Origin of the sequence: Dyella solisilvae (genome assembly GCF_003351225.1) — a bacterium.
Taxonomy (GTDB): domain Bacteria; phylum Pseudomonadota; class Gammaproteobacteria; order Xanthomonadales; family Rhodanobacteraceae; genus Dyella; species Dyella solisilvae.
Genome location: NZ_QQSY01000012.1, coordinates 1 through 18,842 on the forward strand (window position 1 = coordinate 1; position 18,842 = coordinate 18,842).

The 18,842-nt window shown below is 57.5% G+C and carries 19 protein-coding genes and 1 pseudogene; 8 read left to right on the forward strand and 12 right to left on the reverse strand.

Annotated elements, in window-relative coordinates; translation table 11 throughout:
* Positions 1-212 precede the first annotated feature (212 nt).
* The 9 genes and pseudogenes from DVT68_RS19985 to DVT68_RS20020 all read right to left on the reverse strand — a co-directional run.
* A pseudogene (locus DVT68_RS19985) lies at positions 213-1,091 on the reverse strand (IS3 family transposase); the annotation flags it as partial.
* Between the two features lie 214 nt (positions 1,092-1,305).
* Complete coding sequence (locus DVT68_RS20910; RefSeq protein ID WP_425477545.1) at positions 1,306-2,472, reverse strand: MFS transporter; 1,167 nt, start codon at positions 2,470-2,472, stop codon at positions 1,306-1,308.
* A 4-nt stretch (positions 2,473-2,476) separates the two neighbouring features.
* Complete coding sequence (locus DVT68_RS19990) at positions 2,477-3,898, reverse strand: FAD-dependent oxidoreductase (protein ID WP_114826985.1); 1,422 nt, start codon at positions 3,896-3,898, stop codon at positions 2,477-2,479.
* Positions 3,899-3,913: 15 nt separating this feature from the next.
* Positions 3,914-4,447 carry an arsinothricin resistance N-acetyltransferase ArsN1 family A gene (locus DVT68_RS19995; RefSeq protein WP_114826986.1) on the reverse strand — a complete coding sequence of 178 codons (534 nt, stop codon included), beginning with the start codon at positions 4,445-4,447 and terminating at the stop codon, positions 3,914-3,916.
* 46 nt (positions 4,448-4,493) lie between these two features.
* On the reverse strand, positions 4,494-5,039 hold the full coding sequence (locus tag DVT68_RS20000; protein WP_114826987.1) for a MarR family winged helix-turn-helix transcriptional regulator: 546 nt from the start codon (positions 5,037-5,039) through the stop codon (positions 4,494-4,496).
* A gap of 76 nt (positions 5,040-5,115) precedes the next feature.
* Complete coding sequence (locus DVT68_RS20005) at positions 5,116-5,475, reverse strand: ArsR/SmtB family transcription factor (protein ID WP_114826988.1); 360 nt, start codon at positions 5,473-5,475, stop codon at positions 5,116-5,118.
* A 69-nt stretch (positions 5,476-5,544) separates the two neighbouring features.
* A complete protein-coding gene (locus tag DVT68_RS20010) occupies positions 5,545-6,051 on the reverse strand; it encodes an arsenate reductase ArsC (RefSeq protein WP_114826989.1) in 507 nt (168 codons plus the stop codon).
* Between the two features lie 13 nt (positions 6,052-6,064).
* Complete coding sequence (gene arsB, locus DVT68_RS20015) at positions 6,065-7,147, reverse strand: ACR3 family arsenite efflux transporter (protein ID WP_114826990.1); 1,083 nt, start codon at positions 7,145-7,147, stop codon at positions 6,065-6,067.
* Entirely contained in the window at positions 7,144-7,662 is a 519-nt protein-coding gene (locus DVT68_RS20020; protein ID WP_114826991.1) for an arsenate reductase ArsC, read from the reverse strand. Before DVT68_RS20020 ends, arsB begins: the two co-directional genes overlap by 4 nt.
* A 96-nt stretch (positions 7,663-7,758) precedes the next feature.
* Between DVT68_RS20020 and arsH the strand changes: the two genes are divergently transcribed.
* Together arsH and arsC are read left to right on the forward strand one after the other, a co-directional pair.
* Positions 7,759-8,571 carry an arsenical resistance protein ArsH gene (arsH, locus tag DVT68_RS20025; RefSeq protein ID WP_114826998.1) on the forward strand — a complete coding sequence of 271 codons (813 nt, stop codon included), beginning with the start codon at positions 7,759-7,761 and terminating at the stop codon, positions 8,569-8,571.
* Positions 8,572-8,591: 20 nt separating this feature from the next.
* The gene (gene arsC, locus DVT68_RS20030; RefSeq protein WP_114826999.1) at positions 8,592-9,011 is read left to right on the forward strand and encodes an arsenate reductase (glutaredoxin); all 420 of its coding nucleotides are present in this window, start codon (positions 8,592-8,594) and stop codon (positions 9,009-9,011) included.
* A gap of 162 nt (positions 9,012-9,173) precedes the next feature.
* On the opposite strand, the gene DVT68_RS20035 is transcribed toward arsC, so the two are convergent.
* Positions 9,174-9,725, reverse strand: coding sequence for a hypothetical protein (locus tag DVT68_RS20035; protein ID WP_114826992.1), 552 nt, complete (start codon positions 9,723-9,725; stop codon positions 9,174-9,176).
* Between the two features lie 354 nt (positions 9,726-10,079).
* Positions 10,080-10,622: an RBBP9/YdeN family alpha/beta hydrolase gene (locus tag DVT68_RS20040; RefSeq protein WP_114826993.1), complete on the reverse strand. Its 543-nt coding sequence runs from the start codon at positions 10,620-10,622 to the stop codon at positions 10,080-10,082.
* Positions 10,623-10,724: 102 nt separating this feature from the next.
* On the opposite strand from DVT68_RS20040, the gene DVT68_RS20045 reads away from it, so the two are divergent.
* The gene (locus DVT68_RS20045) at positions 10,725-11,198 is read left to right on the forward strand and encodes an Lrp/AsnC family transcriptional regulator (RefSeq protein ID WP_114826994.1); all 474 of its coding nucleotides are present in this window, start codon (positions 10,725-10,727) and stop codon (positions 11,196-11,198) included.
* Positions 11,199-11,542: 344 nt separating this feature from the next.
* Here the strand turns inward: DVT68_RS20045 and DVT68_RS20055 are convergent, their stop codons facing one another.
* On the reverse strand, positions 11,543-14,152 hold the full coding sequence (locus DVT68_RS20055) for a PAS domain-containing sensor histidine kinase (protein ID WP_114826995.1): 2,610 nt from the start codon (positions 14,150-14,152) through the stop codon (positions 11,543-11,545).
* A gap of 866 nt (positions 14,153-15,018) precedes the next feature.
* Here DVT68_RS20055 and DVT68_RS20060 point away from each other — a divergent pair.
* From DVT68_RS20060 to DVT68_RS20370, 5 genes are all read left to right on the forward strand, one after another.
* The gene (locus tag DVT68_RS20060) at positions 15,019-15,579 is read left to right on the forward strand and encodes a response regulator (RefSeq protein ID WP_158543555.1); all 561 of its coding nucleotides are present in this window, start codon (positions 15,019-15,021) and stop codon (positions 15,577-15,579) included.
* Positions 15,580-16,360: 781 nt separating this feature from the next.
* Positions 16,361-16,735 (forward strand): hypothetical protein, encoded by a 375-nt coding sequence (locus DVT68_RS20360; protein WP_147281782.1) that lies wholly within the window; start codon positions 16,361-16,363, stop codon positions 16,733-16,735.
* 167 nt (positions 16,736-16,902) lie between these two features.
* Positions 16,903-17,184, forward strand: coding sequence for a hypothetical protein (locus tag DVT68_RS20365; protein WP_147281783.1), 282 nt, complete (start codon positions 16,903-16,905; stop codon positions 17,182-17,184).
* A 419-nt stretch (positions 17,185-17,603) separates the two neighbouring features.
* Positions 17,604-17,978: a hypothetical protein gene (locus tag DVT68_RS20065; RefSeq protein WP_114826997.1), complete on the forward strand. Its 375-nt coding sequence runs from the start codon at positions 17,604-17,606 to the stop codon at positions 17,976-17,978.
* A 75-nt stretch (positions 17,979-18,053) separates the two neighbouring features.
* A complete protein-coding gene (locus DVT68_RS20370) occupies positions 18,054-18,422 on the forward strand; it encodes a hypothetical protein (RefSeq protein ID WP_147281784.1) in 369 nt (122 codons plus the stop codon).
* Positions 18,423-18,842 lie beyond the last annotated feature (420 nt).

Below are 18,842 nucleotides of genomic sequence, written 5' to 3' on the forward strand. Positions count from 1 at the left end.
ACCAGCTACCTGGCCGCCGTGACATGGTCACTGAGAACGGGGCGGAATACCTATATCGGGTCGGAAGCGGACCTTATCTTTTGCATGCAAACAGAGGATAAGACGGTTGTCGACAGATTGCGTCCAAGAGCGCTTGGTCGACACCACCTCTTTCGACAGTTGCCTGATAAATACGCTTAGCTGCGTCCTGGTCAATCTGGAGTTACCAGGATCTAGTGGACACGTGGCCGGCGAGTTCGATGGGTCGCTTCGAACTCGTCCGGACTGACGCCACCAAGATGACTGTGACGGCGCGTCGGGTTATAGAATTCGTCGATGTAGCTCGATATGTCCTGGATTGCGACTTCTCGGTTGGCGTAGATTCGCTTCTTGATTCGCTCCTTCTTCAGGCTGCCGAAGAAGGATTCAGCCACTGCATTATCCCAACAGTTTCCTCGCCGGCTCATGCTTGGCTCGAGATGGTTCGCCTTGCAAAAGCGCCGCCACGCATCGCTCGCATATTGGGTTCCCTGATCCGAGTGGATCAAGGTCTTGCGAGGCCGCCGGCGCCGAATGGCTTTAGTCACAGCGTCGAGAACCAAATCCCGGCGAATCGTGTGTTTGGCAGCCCATCCCACGACCTTGCGTGAAAAAAGGTCCACCACCACAGCCAGATACAGCCAGCCTTGCCAAGTTCGAATGTAGGTGATGTCCGTCACCCAGACCTCGTTGGGGTACGACGCAGTGAACTGACGTTGCAGGACGTTGGGGATTAAGGCCGATGGCTTGGCCACAGGTATATGCCGAGTCCGATAACCATGCAATGCCCGCAAGCCATTCTCGCGCATCAGGCGCGCCACCCTGTGTTTGCTGCAGGTCTCTCCTAGTTCCCGTAGATCCTGAAACACGCGAGGAGCGCCATAGATGCCGTGACTGGCAACGAAAGATGCCCTGATGAGCTTGAGCAGTCGCGTGTCCTCTTGAGCTCGATCGGATATCGGATGATCAAGCCAGGCGTAGTACCCAGCACGAGCAACGCCAAGAAGCCGGCACATAGCTTGGATGCTGTAGTCGTTCCGATGGGCCTCGATGAACTTGTACGCTTGCCTTGCTTTGCTTGGAGCTTTGCCGGTAGACATGACCTTCGCCCTCGGCACGGATGCCTAGATGCTAGCCGTGTCCACTAGATCCTGGTAACTCCAACTTCCTAAGCGCACTCAGAGCTGGCTATGTCCTCTTCGGGTCGAAAACGGAAGTGATCGGCGGCTATCAGTCCGATTTCTCCGCTTGGTGGCTGCCCTAGCGTGACAGTGAATGTGCTGTCGGCTAGTTGTCTTGAATTGGAAGGCGTTGGACTAAGGGTAGAGAGAGAGCCAGTAGGCCGCTCATGCTCAGCAGAACCATAGGTGCACCGACCCACGATGCCAACGTTGCAGCTGTCACAGGTCCGATGGCTCGAGCGTATCCTTGGACACGTGCTAGTTCACCATTCCATCGCCCCGACTCGCTCGAACCATACAGTGCTTGGACAAGCCACGGCCGCGCCAAGGTCTGGAGGCCCGCGCCCATGCCGAATACTCCAACTCCGAGCGCAACTGTCCAGGTCGATGACGTCAGAGCGATGCCGACCAGCCCAACAGCCTGAAGAATGATTGGGGCCGTCATCAATGCGCGCCCTCGCGGGCCACTTCCATTTCGCAGCAACAAGACACGCCCTGGCAATTGGGCGACGCCCAAAGTTCCTAACACCAGTGCTGCCACTCCAGATGGCGCGCCTCGACCTTGCAGCAATGGAATGAGCAAAATCGTCACTACCATGCTTGCAGAAGTGGCAAGCACGAAGGTAGTAGCCAATGTGCGAAGGTGGGCTGGCCAGCGTACTTTCTGATTGCGCGCACGCGGTACATCTGCGCCACCAGCGTGCTTGAAGGTTGGAAGGACGGAACGTTCCATGATCCACGCGACAATCAGAACGGCGACCGCGCAGCAAAGCGTTGCTCTCTGCCATCCCAAACGTTCGGTGGCATACGACAGCGTCGGGAGAAAGATTGAACTAGCCAATCCCCCCATGACGGTTACCGCGGCTAGCGCCTTCATTCGGTCAAGTGGATTAGTAACTGCCCTTATGATCAGCACGAATGTCGACTCATAGAGCAAGGTTGCCATCGCCAGCCCCAGCAACAACCACCCCGCATAAAGTGTGATGGCATTCCGGGCTTGTGACACCACGACGAGCCCGGTTACCGCTAAGAGGATACCTCCTCGAACTATGAGAGCCGCGTGTCCTAGATCGAGCAACCGTCCAACCCGGGGGGCGCTACTGGCCATGACAAAGAGCCCCAGGGAAAATGCCCCGGCCACCACCGCACCTGACAGACCCAAGTCATGTTCCATCGGCACAAGGAAGACGGAGAAGCTGTAGTACAGAACGCCCCAGAGGACGCACTGGCACAGCCCAAGTAGCCAAACCGCACGACTCAAGTGCGCTGGCATGGGCTCACCGACAGCAGGTTGAGACTTTTACCGCAGGGGCTGCGGCAGCCGGTGTCGAACAGCCGCAACCGGCTTGGCCCGAGGCTTTGCTGTCGGCATCCATCACACAGCAGGCATCCGCTTCCGCCGGCGCAGGCCCACCGCAACATGACGTTGCGGCCGCAACGTCGACGGCGTCTTCATCGGCAAACTGCGTGATGCACACGCCGGTCTCCGGTAACACCAGTTCCACCCGGCGTGCGGCTTCCCAATCTCCGGCGATGGCGGCAACAACGGAACGAACCTGCTCGTAACCGGTCAGCAACAAGAACGTCGGAGCGCGCCCATAGCTCTTCATGCCGACGATGTAGATATTGGCATCTGGATGTTTGAGCTCCTCCGCTCCATGCGGCCGCACGCTGCCGCAGCTGTGCAAATTGGGATCGATCAACGGTGCCAGGGCAGTCGGTGCCTGGGTGCCGAGGTCGAGCGCCATGCGCAGTTCGGCGAGTACACCCAGGTCAGGGCGGAATCCGGTAGCTCCCACGATTTCATCGACTGGAGCAAGCGCCTTGCCGGCGCCGTGGGCCACGATTCCGGCGGTCGTCTGCTCCAAACGCTCCAGATGAAAGCCAGTGGTGACGGTGAGTACACCTTCTTTGACCAGGCGCCCAATTGTTAGTCCCAAACGACCGCGTTCTTTCAGCTGGTCGTTTTCGCCCCCACCGAGGACGCGCTGGAGAGAAGGCCGGCGAATCGCCCACTGAATCTGCGTGCCGGGAGCCTGTGCTGCCAGTCTCGCGAGGTCGCTCAATACATTGAAGGCCGAATGCCCACTGCCCACTACCAGTACGCGTTTACCTGCATAGCGTTCGCGATGAATCCCGAGAACGTGCGGCATGCCGTAGAAAATGTGTTTCTGCGCGGCCCGCTCACCAAGGGCGGGCAGACCTGATGCCCCGAGAGGATTGGGTGTTTCGATCGTGCCAGACGCATCGATTACCGCTTGAGCCAAGATCTCATGCTCACCGGTACTGTCCGTGTATCGGACTACAAATGGCACATCATTGCGCTGGGTGTCCTTCATGCGATCGCGTCGCTGCTTCGTCACCGCCGTAACTCGTGTTCCCGTACGGACATGCGGTTTGATCTCGGGCAGATTGGCCAGCGGCTGCAAGTACTCTTCGACGACTTCGCCCCCCGTCGGGAAACCCGTTACGTCGGGCGCGACCCAACCATGCTTCTGAAGCAATGCCAGCGCTGTCTTGTCGAGCGTGTATTCCCAGGGCGAAAACATCCGCACATGTGCCCATTGACGCATGCCGGCACCGACTTCGGAGCCAGCCTCAAGAACGAGAGGCGTCAAATTTCGACCAAGTAGATGAGCGGCGGCGGCCAAACCAACTGGGCCAGCGCCAATGACAACGATAGGCAAGGACGAATTCATGGATATCTCCTTGAATCAACGAGAGGCACTGGCGGCGATAGCCGAGGGTGCAAGGTTTTCGTCGATAAGGCGCTCGACGATGACAACATCGAGCCAGCGACCCTCTAGCTGGCCATGCTTTTCGTAGACGCCGACTTCGCGAAAGCCGCAGGCGCGACACAGGGCGCGGCTCGCCGTGTTGAAGAGAAAGATGCGCGAGAGAAGCTTCCAGTAACCCCGCGACCGGGCGGTATCAACCAGTGCGTTCAACAACTGACGCCCAACCCCACGTCCACGTGCATCAGGTGCCAGATATACCGAGAACTCACCGATACCGGCATAGCAATCGCGGGGGCGATAACCGCTCAGCCCCGCCCAGCCAATGACGGACCCTGACGGATCGACCGCGACCAACAGCGGATAGCGCGTTGCATCGGCAATGCGCTGCTGCATGTCTTCCAGGCGACGCGGCTCGACCTCGAAGGTAGCGGAGCGTTCCGCTATGCCGTGGTTGTAGATCGTCATGACGGCGGCGGCATCAGTAGCAACGGCGGGGCGAGTCAGGGTCATACATGCTCCATGTGGTTGTTAGTAGCAACTATGTGGGCAAAAAAAATCAACCGCAGGACTTACCTTCATTAGCATCGGTGCCACACGCGGTGGCACAGCTGCCTACACTGACGCCCGACATGAAGCGCGCCTGCGCTGCCTTGGCTAAGCGTCGAAGAATTTCCGTGGCACCCGCTCGCACTTCGGGCTCCAGGTCGTGCAACAGATCAATCTGCTGCTGAATCAACTCGGCATTGATCTGGTCGTACAGCTTTCGGCCCGAAACCGTGACCTCAAGAGATAGAGCACGCGCATCGACGGGATCAGTGCGGCGTTCCACGTACCCTTTGCGCACCAAAGCGTCGACCACTCGCGTCGTCGTGCTCTTGTCCAACATCAGAGCTTCCGCCAACGCCTGACTGCGACACGGCCCCTGTTCGACAAGAGCTTCCAGCGCGTAACACTGCGTGACAGAAATGTCGTAGCAACAGATCTTGTCGCGATCTCGAAACTGATAGATCCGCACGAGATCCGACACAGCAGCATTCAACGCCTCAGCGTCCCGCTGCAGGGTTGATGGCTGGCTCGCAGATTTCACTCGTGGCTTGGGCATATCGGCGTAATTAGGTTGCTAGTAGCAACTATATGGATTCCAGGTCGCCCGTCAAGTGCCCTAGCGGCGAGGCTGCTTACGCCGTGCGCTTTTTGGGACGTGCTGTAGTGGCGGTGGATTTGGTCGCCGAAGAGGGCGCGCATGACTGACCGGTTGCGCAACAACAGTTTTCCGTCAGGAAACCCACCAACGCATCCATGACCTCAAGGACCGGCGAGTAATAGATGAAGCGCCCGTCCTGACGGCTGGTGATCAGCCCCGCATGAACGAGTTCCTTCAAATGAAATGAGAGCGTGGCGTTGGCAAGCCCAAGCTTCTCCGCAATCGCACTTGCTGCCAATCCGTCGGGTGCATGCTCCACGAGCAGACGATACACGGCCAATCGCGACTCCTGCGCGAGTGCCGATAGGACGGAAATAGCTTGCTTGGTCTGCATAGGACGGCTCAGAACTTCGATGGAAGCATGCTCAGTGTAGGTGGATTGCGCCGCTCGTGCTGCCTAGGACTACCCCGTAGGCGCTTCAGTCTGCCCAATGGCCGCAAGGCGACTGGTGAGGGCAAGGCGATCTAACGCTTCTATACGAAGACTCATCAGCAGGCTGATGCGTTGTTGCAGCAGGCTGCGCGCGAGCAAAAAAGCCTTATACGTCGCTTCACTGTCGCCGATCGCTTTCGCCGGGGCGGGGATGCTCCAGTGCGCCGTAATGGGCGCGCCCGGCCACGCCGGGCAGACTTCCCCTGCCACTTGGTCACAGACAGTGATCACAAAATCCATTTGCGGTGCTTCGGGACGAATGAACTCCTCCCAACTCTTGCTTCGCACTGCTGTCGTCGGCAAATCAACAGCCTGGAGGACTTCCAGCGTTTGTGGATAGATGAAGCCTTTCGGGTGGCTACCCGCGCTAAAGCCGTGAAACTGGCCCTTGCCGAGATGGTTGGTAATGGCCTCGGCCAAGATGCTGCGTGCAGAGTTTCCGGTGCATACAAACAGGACGTTGTACTGGCCTTGCATAGCAGCTTCCCCTTTATGCAGTTCGGGCTTCGTACCAGTGCTTGCTAACCGTCACGATGCGAACGACAGAGAGCATCACGGGTACCTCGATCAGAACGCCAACCACGGTGGCGAGCGCCGCACCGGAGTGCACGCCGAACAGACCCACAGCGCTGGCGACGGCTAGCTCAAAGAAGTTGCTAGCCCCAATCAAAGCAGATGGCGCGGCCACACAATGCGGCACGCCGAGCTTTCGATTGAGCAGATAAGCCAGCCCCGAGTTGAAGTAGACCTGGATCAGAATGGGAACCGCCAACATGGCGATTACCAAAGGCTGAGCCAAAATCTGCTGTCCCTGAAAACCGAACAGCAAAACCAGCGTCAGCAGGAGTGCGCTCAGGGAGATAGGGCCGAGGCGATGTAGCAGACGTTGAAGTGCTTCCTGGCCTCCACGCGCGATTACCCAGCGGCGCAACACCACGCTGATCAGCACCGGCACCACGATATAGAGCACAACGGAGAGAATGAGCGTATTCCACGGCACAGTGATGGCCGAAATACCTAGCAGCAACCCAACGATCGGTGCGAAGGCAACGACCATGATGGCATCGTTGACGGCCACTTGGCTCAGCGTGAAGTTGGGTTCGCCGCCGCACAGGTTGCTCCAGACAAAGACCATGGCCGTGCATGGCGCAGCGGCAAGAAGGATGAGTCCAGCCACGTACGAATCGAGCTGATCCGCCGGCAGGTACGCCGCAAATATGTGGCGAATGAAGATCCAGCCGAGCAGCGCCATGGAGAACGGTTTGACGGCCCAGTTAATGAAGAGCGTCACGCCGATGCCTTTCCATTGACGGCGCACCCCAGCCATGGCGCCGAAGTCGATCTTCAGCAGCATCGGGATGATCATCAACCAAATCAGCACCGCCACCGGCAGGTTGACCTGTGCGGCCTGCATTTGACCGAGCGACTCGAATGTTCCAGGTAGTACATGGCCGAGCAATGTGCCCGCCACGATGCAGAGCAGCACCCATACGGTGAGGTAGCGCTCGAAGAAGCCGATTCGCGCAGGTTTCGCGGCCTGGGCCATTGCTACGTCCATCTCAACTTGGCTCATGCCGCGTCCTCCTGGTCATCGTCATCGGATAGGCCGCCGATCGCGTCGATTGCGAGCTTCAGGTCCGCCGATGTCATGGTTTCGACCGGCAGGTTGAGCAGAGCCATCAAGCGATACGTGATCAGGGCATGTGCATGCTTGAAGGCTTCGCTGACTTCGGCGTCGCTTCCCTTCGCAGCCGCAGGGTCGTGCAACCCCCAGTGGGTACGCACGAAGTTCCCAAACAACACAGGACACTGCTCGTTAGCTGCGCTGTCGCAGACCGTGATGACGATATCGAGCGGCGGCGCTCCCTCACCAACGAACTGATCCCAAGACTTGCTTGATAGGTTCTCGCACGAGATGCCGGTGCTGGCTAGCTCCTTCAAGGCGAAGGGGTTCACCCGACCTGTGGGCTGGCTGCCGGCGCTGAAGGCCTCGAACCGCCCCTTGCCGAGATGATTGAGAGTGGCTTCCGACAAGATGCTGCGGGCGGAATTGCCAGTGCAGATGAAAAGGACTCGACAGGGGTGCATGGTTACCTGAATCCGGCAAGGAGAATCGGAGGTTGTGATTCCATGTTTCCATAATGATAGAATTATGAAATAGACGCAATGGGACCTCCTGACACCATGACGCTGAACGACCTGCCTCACATCTCGGCTGATGCGCTGGACCGCCCCAGCCTCGACAAACTCGCCCTTCCAGACGGTTCCAGCCACCCCCCGCGGATTCTTATCCTCTACGGGTCGCTTCGGCCGCAGTCGTTCAGCCGCAAACTGGCACTCGAAGCAGAACGCATTCTTAAGCAGTTCGGCGCCGAAACCCGGGTCTTCGATCCGCATGACCTGCCAATACTGGACAGCGTGCCGGCCAGCCACCTGAAGGTGCGGGAGCTGCGGGAGCTTTCGTTATGGTCGGAGGGCCAGGTATGGGTGAGCCCTGAGCGCCACGGCGCGGTGACGGGCGTCTTCAAGAACCAGATCGACTGGTTGCCGCTGGAGGATGGCAGCGTGCGTCCGACCCAAGGCCGCACCTTGGCCGTTATGCAGGTTTGCGGCGGCTCGCAGTCGTTCAACGTGGTCAATGCACTGCGTGTTCTAGGCCGCTGGATGCGCATGGTGACCATTCCGAACCAGTCTTCGGTCGCTAAAGCCTGGCAGGAGTTTGATGAGGCAGGCCGAATGAAACCGTCAGCCTTCTACGATCGTGTCGTCGACGTCATGGAAGAGTTGTTCAAATTCACTTTGATGGTGCGTGATCGTAGCGACTATCTCGTGGATCGCTACAGTGAACGCAAAGGCGCCGCTGAGGCGCGGGCTCTATCCACTGCGGCCAACGTTGTCGAAGAGGCCGCGAAGCAGGTTCCGGCTTCCCAAGATTCCAGTACAGCGCTGGTACAAGCTTCGAAAACAACCAAATGCTGTGCTGGCGGCACCTGCTAATCATGAGCGCATCGACACCCATGAACGTCACGATCTATCACAACCCTGATTGCGGCACTTCCCGAAATACGCTGGCATTGATACGCCACGCGGGCATTGAGCCGACCATCGTCGAGTATTTGCAGAAGCCTTTCGGTCGTGAGCAGCTCATAAAGCTCTTGGACGAAGCCATGCTGCGACCGAGGGAAGCGCTACGTGAGAAAGGGACTCCTTATGCGGAACTAGGGCTTGATGGCGCAGGGGTCACAGACGCCATGATCATCGACGCAATGCTCGAGCATCCCATCCTCGTCAATCGCCCCTTCGTCGTCTCTCCGCTGGGAACCCGGTTGTGTCGGCCGTCCGAGGTCGTCCTGGATATCCTTCCGCCTGTGACCAAACCGTTCATCAAGGAAGACGGTGAGGTTGTCATTGATATAGACGGCCGTCGCGCTCGCTAGTTAGTCCGCGTCTATCAATGAAAGTGAAATCGTGCGCCAAAGCTAACGCATGCCGCCGGATGGCGGACTAGGCGCGGCAACATTTGCTTCGAATCGGAAACAGACATCCTGCAGTGCCAGGTTCACCAATATGGATTCAGTCAAGTCCCATCAACTAATGAGTTAGCTGGCGCGAGAACGTAGCTCTCGTCTCGTCACACAGAGAGCTCGATGCGTTTTGCTGGCCTGCCAATAAAAATAGGCAGCGACGGCCAGGCCGGTCACAACAAATAAAAGATGAATCCACCAGGGCAGTGAAGGGAATCTCAGAGTGGTCAAAGTCATGGCACCGGCAACGAACGTCGGCGCTGCAAAGACCATGGCCAACTCGAAGTATAGAGTCGTGACCAATCGACTTAGATAGCGATGCCCAACCGGAGACTGTTTGTTTGCTAGGTACGCGAACCAGTCGCCCTCGACGTCCATTTCGCCGGCCAGCTTCCCGTCCCAACGGGACTCAAACAATGACCCGATGCCTTCAAAAATGGAGCCGGTCACGACAATGCTGGCAAACAGCATTAAGTGGGCCAAAGTTGGATACTTGTCAAAACCAAAGGTTGCCTGTGTGTGTTGAACCAACGCCAGCAACCATGGAGCAACTGCGACGAGTCCGGGAACGAGAACCGTTAGTACGGAACGAGTGATCGTTGTCGGTATAGCGATACCCTCAGCCATCTGTGCCTCCCCTAAGGCAGCCCATGATTGCCGACCAGAATCCTTCCGTCTGATGCGGCCATTTTATGGGTAACACTTGACCATAAATTGGCCGAAACGGCCAAGTTATGGGTAAGTGCACAAACACGCTGCGCGATCTCACATAGTTTGGCCGTTGCCGTCTCGCATAGTTTGGCCAAAGTTGCTAACAGGCTGATTTTACGCGCCTTATGACCTTGCCAGGGCAATATGGGCCCTCCGGTCCAGCCATCATCTCTCGAACAAGCGTCCGCTCCGGGTCGGAAGCGGACGCGCGCCACAGAAGACCCATCGCCGCCTGCCGCACGTCATGGCGCGGCTTACCTGATAGGGACCTCATCCATTTGTAATCTCCGTGACAAAACGCTCAAGCAGATTCAATCCCCAGTCCCAGTTGCCAAGATCGCTGCTCGCATTGATGTGTCCTAGTGGACCGCCTTCAACGAGACGGCTTCCCCATTGCTGCGCTCGAAGCCGCGCATAATCCAGCGATCCGTATGGGTCGTTGCTGCTTGCAACAATCAGCGACGGAAACCGTAGCGGTATTTCAGGGACGGCGGCAAAACTCGCGGCGACCCCAGGAAAGACTGGGGCCCGCGGATCGGGGACGCCGACAAGTAAGGCGCCTGCGACCTTGCGAGCCGCGGTCGCACTCCAGTGGGCTATAAGCAAGCAGGCCAAACTGTGTGCAACAAGCACACAGGGTGACTTCCGCGCGCTGACCGCTGCGTCGAGGGCATCGAGCCATTCGTCCCGATCGGGAGCATCCCAGTCTTTCGGGGAGAATCTGTACATGCGGCTATGCTTTTGCTGCCACAAGCTTTGCCAATGCTGTGCGCCCGACCCACCAATACCCGGCAAGATTACATATTCTGTCATTGTCTGACCTGTCTGATTTCTCGCTATATTCCCCTGGCGGGGATCGACCGGTGAATCGGAAAACATCGGCGACAATGACAAAAATCCGATGGATTAAAGGAAATGGCGGAAAGTCGTAGATTGGCGCTTGACCCTACCGATGTCGCAATCATCGAGGAACTTCAAAATGATGGAAGACTTGCGGTGAGCGAGCTCGGGCGGCGAGTCGGCCTTTCGCAACCCGCCACGTCCGAACGTCTCAAACGACTTGAGGAGCGTGGCGTCATCGCGGGCTACCGAGCCGTCGTGGATGCGGAGAAGATTGGTTTGAGCTTGATGGCGATCGTTCGGGTTCGGACCACGCATGAGCACATTCAACAGTGTCTTAAGCAGTTTGCGGCGATGCCTGAAGTCCTCGAGGTCCACCGAATTACCGGAGAGGATTGCTTCCATCTCAAAGTTGTCGTGCCCTCACCAGCGCAACTTGAGCGAATTGTCGATTCAGTTGCTCGCTACGGATCGGTCTCAACCTCCCTTGTCTTACGATCGGAGCCGACGAAGGCCATCGGGAGAACTCTGATGAGCTCAATCGCCTAAGCCTAAGATCCGAGGAATCGGCACGATTGGCGACCGAACCAGGAGACGCTCGGCCCCCGGCCACGGATCGCGACAATAAGGGTTGGCTTAGTTCGCCTCATCGAATGCGTTCCGTAGTCCGACGGCTGCAACCCCCGCGCTGGCTGTCCACCGCCTAACAATCCTGGCGTATTTGCGAGTGGACAAGTGGGCACTCGGACGCTGCCGGCTCGGAAACACGTAGTCCTCGCGGATTAACGCGATGGCAAGATGTCTATACGTCCCGCCGCCACGTCGGTCATGGGTGCCTTCATGCCCTTTTTGGAAGGCCATCCACGACCGACTATTCGCTGCCTAAGATCGGTTTATGAGGTCTGCTGCAATGCAGGAAGGGAAAACATAAACACCGCCCCTTGGCCATCATCGTTCGGTGCCGCCATCAACTGGCCATGGTGACTTTCGATAATCGAGCGACTCACTGACAAGCCCATGCCCATCCCTTCGGGTTTGGTCGTATAGAATGCGTCGAAAACCCTTTCCACCGCTTCGGTCGGCAGACCGATACCCGTATCCCGCGCCTCGAAACATATACGGCCGTCTTTGCCGCACGTGGTCCGGACTTTCAGTAACCGTGGGCGACTAGCGATTTCGCTCATGGCCTCTGCCGCATTCCGCAGCAAATTCAGGATCACTTGCTGGAGCTGGACACGGTCGCCGCTAACCAAGGGTAGGCTGTCCGCAAATTCAACGCGGAGAATGACGCGAGCGCCGCTCAGTTCACCTCGCAATAGCGCGATCACTTCGCGAGCGACTTCATTTAAATCGATCAACTCGATGGTCGACAATCGATTGCTGAATAGCGCGCGAAGTCGCACGATGACCTCGGCCGCCCGGTTGCCATCCCGGATGGTGCGACGGGCGGTTTCGCGGGCGCCTTCCAGATCAGGTGGCTCGAAGGCAAGCATGCGGAGGCAAGCGCCAGCGTTGGTGACGATTCCAGCCAGCGGCTGGTTCACCTCGTGTGCGATGGACGCTGTCAGGACGCCAAGGCTCGAGACTCGCGCGACACGAGTAAGCTGGGCGCGAGCCCTGCTCAACGCCTCCTCCGCTAGATGCTCCTGCGTGACGTCACGAATGGCCCCGATGTACCGAAGCTCGCCCGCCTCACACCCGGACCGATGGGCGACCATATGCACGTACTTGACCGACTTATCCGGCCTCAAGATTCGATGCTTATATTCCAGGTGGCGCTCGCCGTGACTCATACGTCGCACAATCTCGTCATGCAGATGCGCATCGTCGGGATGCAATCGGCTTTTGATAACCTCCAGCGTCAGCTCCGTGTCTGTACTGACCTCGAAGATGCAGTAGAGCGGCCTTGACCACTGGATGTCTCCCGTCAGAGGATGCCAGGAGAAGTTGCCCATCTTTGCCAGATGCTGGCCTTCGGCCAGGAACGACTCGCTACGCTCAAGCGCCTCGGCCGAATGCTTGCTCTCGCTGACGTCGGTCAGCGCCGCAATGAATTTCGGCTCCCCGGCAGTGATCTCGATTCTCTCTGCAACAAGGTGGATGTGCTTGACGATCCCAGCGGGCATCAGAAGTCGGCATTCGAGATCGAGGTTGACCCCTTCACGAACCAGACGATGGGCGGCATTCCACACCAAGCCGATATCTTCGGGGTGGCATCGCTCCGTGAACATCGCCAGACTTGGCTCGGATGTCCTGGGATATTCCAGGATGCGATAGCCTTGATCTGAAAAAGCGATCTCACCTGTCGACGGCTTCCACCACAGGCTGCCGGTCTGGCTCAGTCTTTGTGCCTGGCCCAACAAGGCCTTGTGACGCCGTAACTCTCTTTCCGTTCGCTTCAGATCGTCAATGTCGGTATTCGTTCCGTACCACTTAACGATACGTCCGGTTTCATCGCGCAATGGATTGACACGGAATAGAAACCATCGGTAAATCCCGTCGTGGCGACGCAGCCGCGCTTCCGCGTCCCCCGGTTGTCCTGACTCCAAAATCGTCATCCACCGGATGGTCAGGCCTTCCAGGTCGTCGGGGTGAACCGCCGTCTGCCACGCCCAGTCATGCGCCTGTCCATGCGACAGGCCGACGTAGTCCAAGTAGTGTTGATTGATGAAATCGGCCGACCCATCCAGTCGGGTCGACCACGCCAACGTTGGGATGGTGCTGACAATCGACTGCAGCTTGCGCTCACTTTCGGCAAGCGCGATTTCAGCACGCTTGCGATCGTCGATATCCATTCGAAGATGGATCCAACGCAAGATCTGACCCTGAGAATCCCGCAACGGAAAACCGCGGACGTTGTGCCAACGATAGACGCCATCCGCGCGTCGATGACGGCTCTCGATGTTGTACTCAAGCCCCTCCCGGTGAGCGTTGGCCTGATAGATGACCGTCTGCGCAAGATCGTCAGGGTGAACAACGTCGGAAGCTCTCCAACCTTTGATCTCCTGTAGGGACTTGCCAAAGAATTCAAGCGACAACTTGTTGAGATGCTCAAGCTCGCCATTTGGCGCAATCACCGCAGCCGGCACCGCGATGTTGTCGACAATCGACTCAAATTCCGGCCTCGTTAGCCGCTCGCCAATGTCGCCGTGATGGACTACCTCAATCTCCTGGCCTACCCCACACCACTCGATAATTTGGCCAACGTCATCCAGCACAGGGCTGATCTGCGTGGCGAACCAACGAAACTGCCCATCATGGCGCCGTATACGCACTTCTATCCTGCCAGGTTGACCGGATCGGCGAATCGATTGCCAACGCTCAAGCGATGGGCGAATGTCGCGCGGATTGATGACAACCCGCCATAAGCGCTGACTCCCGTTCTCGGTGTGGAAACCGGTGTATTCGGCAAGCCACCGATTGACGAACTTCATGCGACCATCCGGAAACATGGTCCACACCAAGGCCGATAGCGCGTCCAAAACGCGCCTTGGATTGAGCATCGGTTATCCCCAGAACATTCATGTGCTCGCAATGGCAAGCAACTCTATCTATTAGCGCCAGAGTGTATGACGAATTACGGGTTTCGCCTTGCCTGCTGATTTGTTTCCGTGGTAACCAATGCAAGACGCACAACACGACGCCAAGCGTGGGTGTCGGTCCCGCCGCGCAAGGCGGCACACGATACGCGCCCATGTGCGATAACGGTGAGACCAAGGGACGTCGTGACTCATCGAGCTTCCAATGCACGAGACAGCTCTTCAGGCCGCGCACTGGGAACGAGTACTCCCCCATCTTTGGTATAGCTTGCCGACGCGAGCACTATCAGCGAAATAATTTGGCCGACATGGGCCGCTTTGCTGAAGAAGCGAACACATTCTGTGACGCGTGCGTTGAAGGTTGCCGTGGCCAGTGCCTGCGCGGAACTGGCGGTGGGAGAAGTGAAAGATGGCAATTTCCCGACGCCCATGGCGGCTACTCTCTCGTTCGCCGCCAACGATTCTGCGGTACGACATACGTGATGGCTTGATGTCTGCAGCGAACCGATGCCGCTCGATTGGACGCACATCTCGTTCCACGCAGGGGCAACCCTGGCAGCGATCCACGAACTGGCCGCTCAACTGGTGGCCTGCGTATCGATGCCCTGCCATGCGGCTCACTTCGCCAAGAGAATTCGCCCCGATGGAAGCCAGGGCGCTTCGTAACCTCACACGGGTTCAGGTCCCTATCTACCCTTAATTGCGCCCTTTCGCAAAAGGCCTGTTCAAAACATCAACTGAAACAGCAGCGTATGACAATGGGCTCTATGGATTCGTCCCGGCTGGAAGCGTCACAGGCACCGAGACTAGCGATTGCCGACCAACGCCTTATGGAAGCCGAAGGAACTTCAGCCGCACTGGCAAAGCACTTTCGGGTCATCGGTTGTGTAAGCCACGGTCGTGAACTCTTTAGTCTCATCCTTCGGACAAGACCCGACGTAATAGTCACGGACCTCAGGCTTGCTGGAGCCGGCGGCATCGAAGTATTGCGGCGGCTGCAGAATGCGGGCACCAGCGTGCCCTTTGTATTCTTCTCATCGATGACAGACCGAGCGAGCGTGCGCCAGGCGATGGCTTCTGGTGCCAGAGCGTTTGTTTCCAAGGCCGATGGACTAACCGCGCTTCGTGTGGCAGTGGGTCACATTCTCAATGGTCGGACATACGTTTCCCCTCGACTGGCCGAGGAGACGCCTAAGAGTGAGCGGAGTGAACCTCCCGGCATCACCAGGAGACAGCGGCAGATTCTCGAACTATTGGGTGCCGGAATGCGCAACCAACAAATTGCGGATGAGCTTGGTTTGTCGCGCAGAACGATAGAGGGATATCGGGCTGGATTGTCAAAGGCAGCACGGGCTCATTTGCCACAAAACCTCGCCTATGAAGCGGAATAAGTTGGCGCCGCGGCATCAACTTCCCGTAGAGCAGCCGATAGCGCCGATTCTTCTGTTAGCGCGCTAGTCCGCTCGCGGCATCGGCTCACCGTCGCGTCGATGCTCGATTCGATGATGCGCGTCACGACGCAGATCGGCAGTTCGAGCCGACGGTCGCTGACTTTGGTGCGTCTGATACGAGGCTCGCCAGGTCGCATGACCGTTTCGCAATGCGCCGTAGCAAGTGCGGGTGCCGCGCGAGATTGTTGCTGTGCTTGTGAAGCGGTGCTGGCGGCAGGCCTTCTTTGTCGCCACCACTGTACGCGCCAAAAGGAACCAGTGGCGATGTGCTCCCAAATCCTGACCCCCCGACGCCCAGTGCAGGGCACTGTCTACTCCGCTGGCTTCGACGAGACTGCGTCGAGCGATCGCGCAACACTTGACGGGTTGGCTACGAGTATTCCAAAGCGGACACCTCTGATGGGTTATTCACGTGCCACCGAAGTTGCCGCAGTGGATCGCAATCGCGCCTCGACGGTGCGGTTCAGTAGTTTTGCTCGTTCTTAAGTCAGTAAATTCGCGGTTGCATGGGCGAAGATCTAACTACACGATCGCACTTGATCGTTAAGCCTGAAATGAGGGGGCCGACTTGTGCAGGGGCGAGTCTCCGAGAGTGCGCCAACACAGTCTGGGGCAGTGAGATTGCGCGGGCGTGCGCAGTAAATCCCCCCCCTTCCTTTTGTATAGCTTGTGATGCTTATCACCTTAGGCAAATCTTCTTGCGAGAAAAAAGGGGGGGTGAATGCAAACCGAGCGGACGCATCCGGTAACGAACGCGCTGGCCGTAGCCAATGCCTGTGCAGAACTAGCACTCGAGGGGGAGGCTGAAGGAAGCTTTCCAAGACCCTTGGCCGCTTCGGTCTCGGATGCAGCCAACGAAGCCGCGGCACGTCTCAAAGCTTTTATCTCTACTTATGAAGATGCGTTGTCACCATATTCAGTGCACAGATCTTTTCAAGCCCTGTCTGACCTGGAAGCGATCGCACAGTTCGCTGGACTGGTGTTGACCTACACATCTACGCCGCGTGGCGCAGGTTACCTCGCCAAGATCGTTCGCCACATGGCCAACCATGCCGTTGATTGCCTCAACTATGTGGAAGAATCGATCTACGCATAACTACGCCCGTCTCCGATAGACAGGTTAGAACGTCAAGTTCGATAGCCGCACGTGAATTTGGCTCTATTGATTCGCTGACCGAATTGCTGACGCCGCCAAAAATCCTGATCGCCAATTCGCGATTTGGGGTGGGCCAGGAGATTCTACGCGCTGAAGGGAGGTCCTTCGTGACCGACAAAACTTTCTATCAGGCCGCGGCAGCCGAAGTCGCGGGCGGTTATGTCGATCTGGATCTGTGGGCCAAGGTCAATGCCAAAGATCCGAATGCAGCAAAAATCGAGAGACAAGCGAAGTACATCCAGCTACGAGCACAAGAGATGGCATGGGCGTCCCATAGAGTCGCCGCCTCATTGTTTCGCCGGCGCCTAATGGAGGTAGGAGCCGCAGTTACAGGCGCACTTCTATTGTACGCAGCTTGTTTGGTCTTGACGCATCTTCACAACCGATAGCCGGAAAACTTTCGCAACCGGTAAGGTGCCGAACCCTCCAGCGTGGCTCACCTTTACGATTCGCCTTTCCAGATCTGTCCAAGCCGTCCACCCCTTGCCCAAATCAACTATATGACCCCTCGGATATCCGTTACGCGTGCATTGCGCCGGAAGCGGGCATTTCGAAACGAGCGGTGTTTTGGCAGCCAACGCAGCGGTCAGTTTTGCGATTATGACCTACGGCCTTTTGATTCCATTTCCCCTAGCAACCATAGGCTCCCTCTGGACCGAAAGTAGATCTACCAACATGAGCTGCGACAGCGTGGCGCGTAGGGTTATGCGAGCGCAAGCAATAACTCCCACCCATTCCTTGGTGCGACCCGCGACACCTTTCACGTTGAGTGAAGCTCTTTCGGATTCGTCGGTACGCGGTAAGGGTTATGCAGACTGAACGAACGCACCCTGTGTTGCATGCTCTCACGGTGGCCCGCGCATGCGTTGAACTCGCGCAGGAAGCCATGATCGCAGACAGTTTTCCCAAGGCGGTCGCCGCTACTTTATCAGCCGCCGCTAACGATGCGGCTGCGCGACTCAGTCAGTTTCGCACCACTTACAGCGACATCGTGTCCTCGGAATTGATGAGCATCGCCTTTCGTGCACAGACCGATTTGGCAGCGATTTCCGCGTTAGCCGGTCTTGTGGCGACATACAAATCGGCACCGCGCAATGCAAGCTATATTGCGAAGAAAATCCGCAACACGGCTGCCGACGCCATTGATTACCTTGCCTATGCGGAAGTGGCAATGGACCTATGAGTGCGCCCCATCCATCCTATGGCTTGCGATCTCGGTGCTGTCAGCGAAAAAGCTTGGGGTACAACGGAGTGAATTATGCTGACTGAGCATCCGATCTCGCATGGATTGAAAGTTGCTCGAGCCTGCGCTGAACTAGTTCTGGACGCGATGGCCTATGGCAGTCTCCCCAAGCCGATGGCAGCGACTCTATCGGATGCCGCAAGAGAAGCTTCGGATCGCCTCAAGTCTTTCTGCTGCACCTACATCGACACAATGCCATCGGATTTGAGGCGTGTTTCTATTTGCGCCCAAGTGAACTTGGCTGCAATCTCTGAACTAGCAGAGTTACTTGTGACCTCCCCAACGACGCCCCGCGACGTCCGTCACATTGCCAAGAACATTCACTACATGGCCGGAAATACGGTTGATTACCTCACTCGCGCCGAAGGCGCGATATATACCTGAGTGCCCCCATCTGTTCCGCGTCGGATGCAAGATTTGATGTCCGCTTGGGGTCGGAAGCGGACGATCAGCCCGGTCGGCGGCGAACCCTCAGCCACGCCAACCTTGCGACGTTTATCGCGACTACTGGGCTAACGACGGCAATGATTGTTCTCACCCAATGAGGTTGAAGCAATTCCGCGCTAACAACCCACAAGAGGACAGACAGTGCTACGACCGCCGTAAAAGCAGCTGCCGTGATTAGCCAAACATAGGTCGTTTTCAACTGTCCTCCCCCTCAGTATGGCCATCCAGCTTGACGTCGCGCCAGTAGTGCTAGCGCTTAACCATGATGTCCGCTACGGGTCGGAAGCGGACACTCACGTCTTGCACGGTTCAGTGCCTTTCGGCACCCCATCTGGCCACTCAATCGTGCCCGAACCG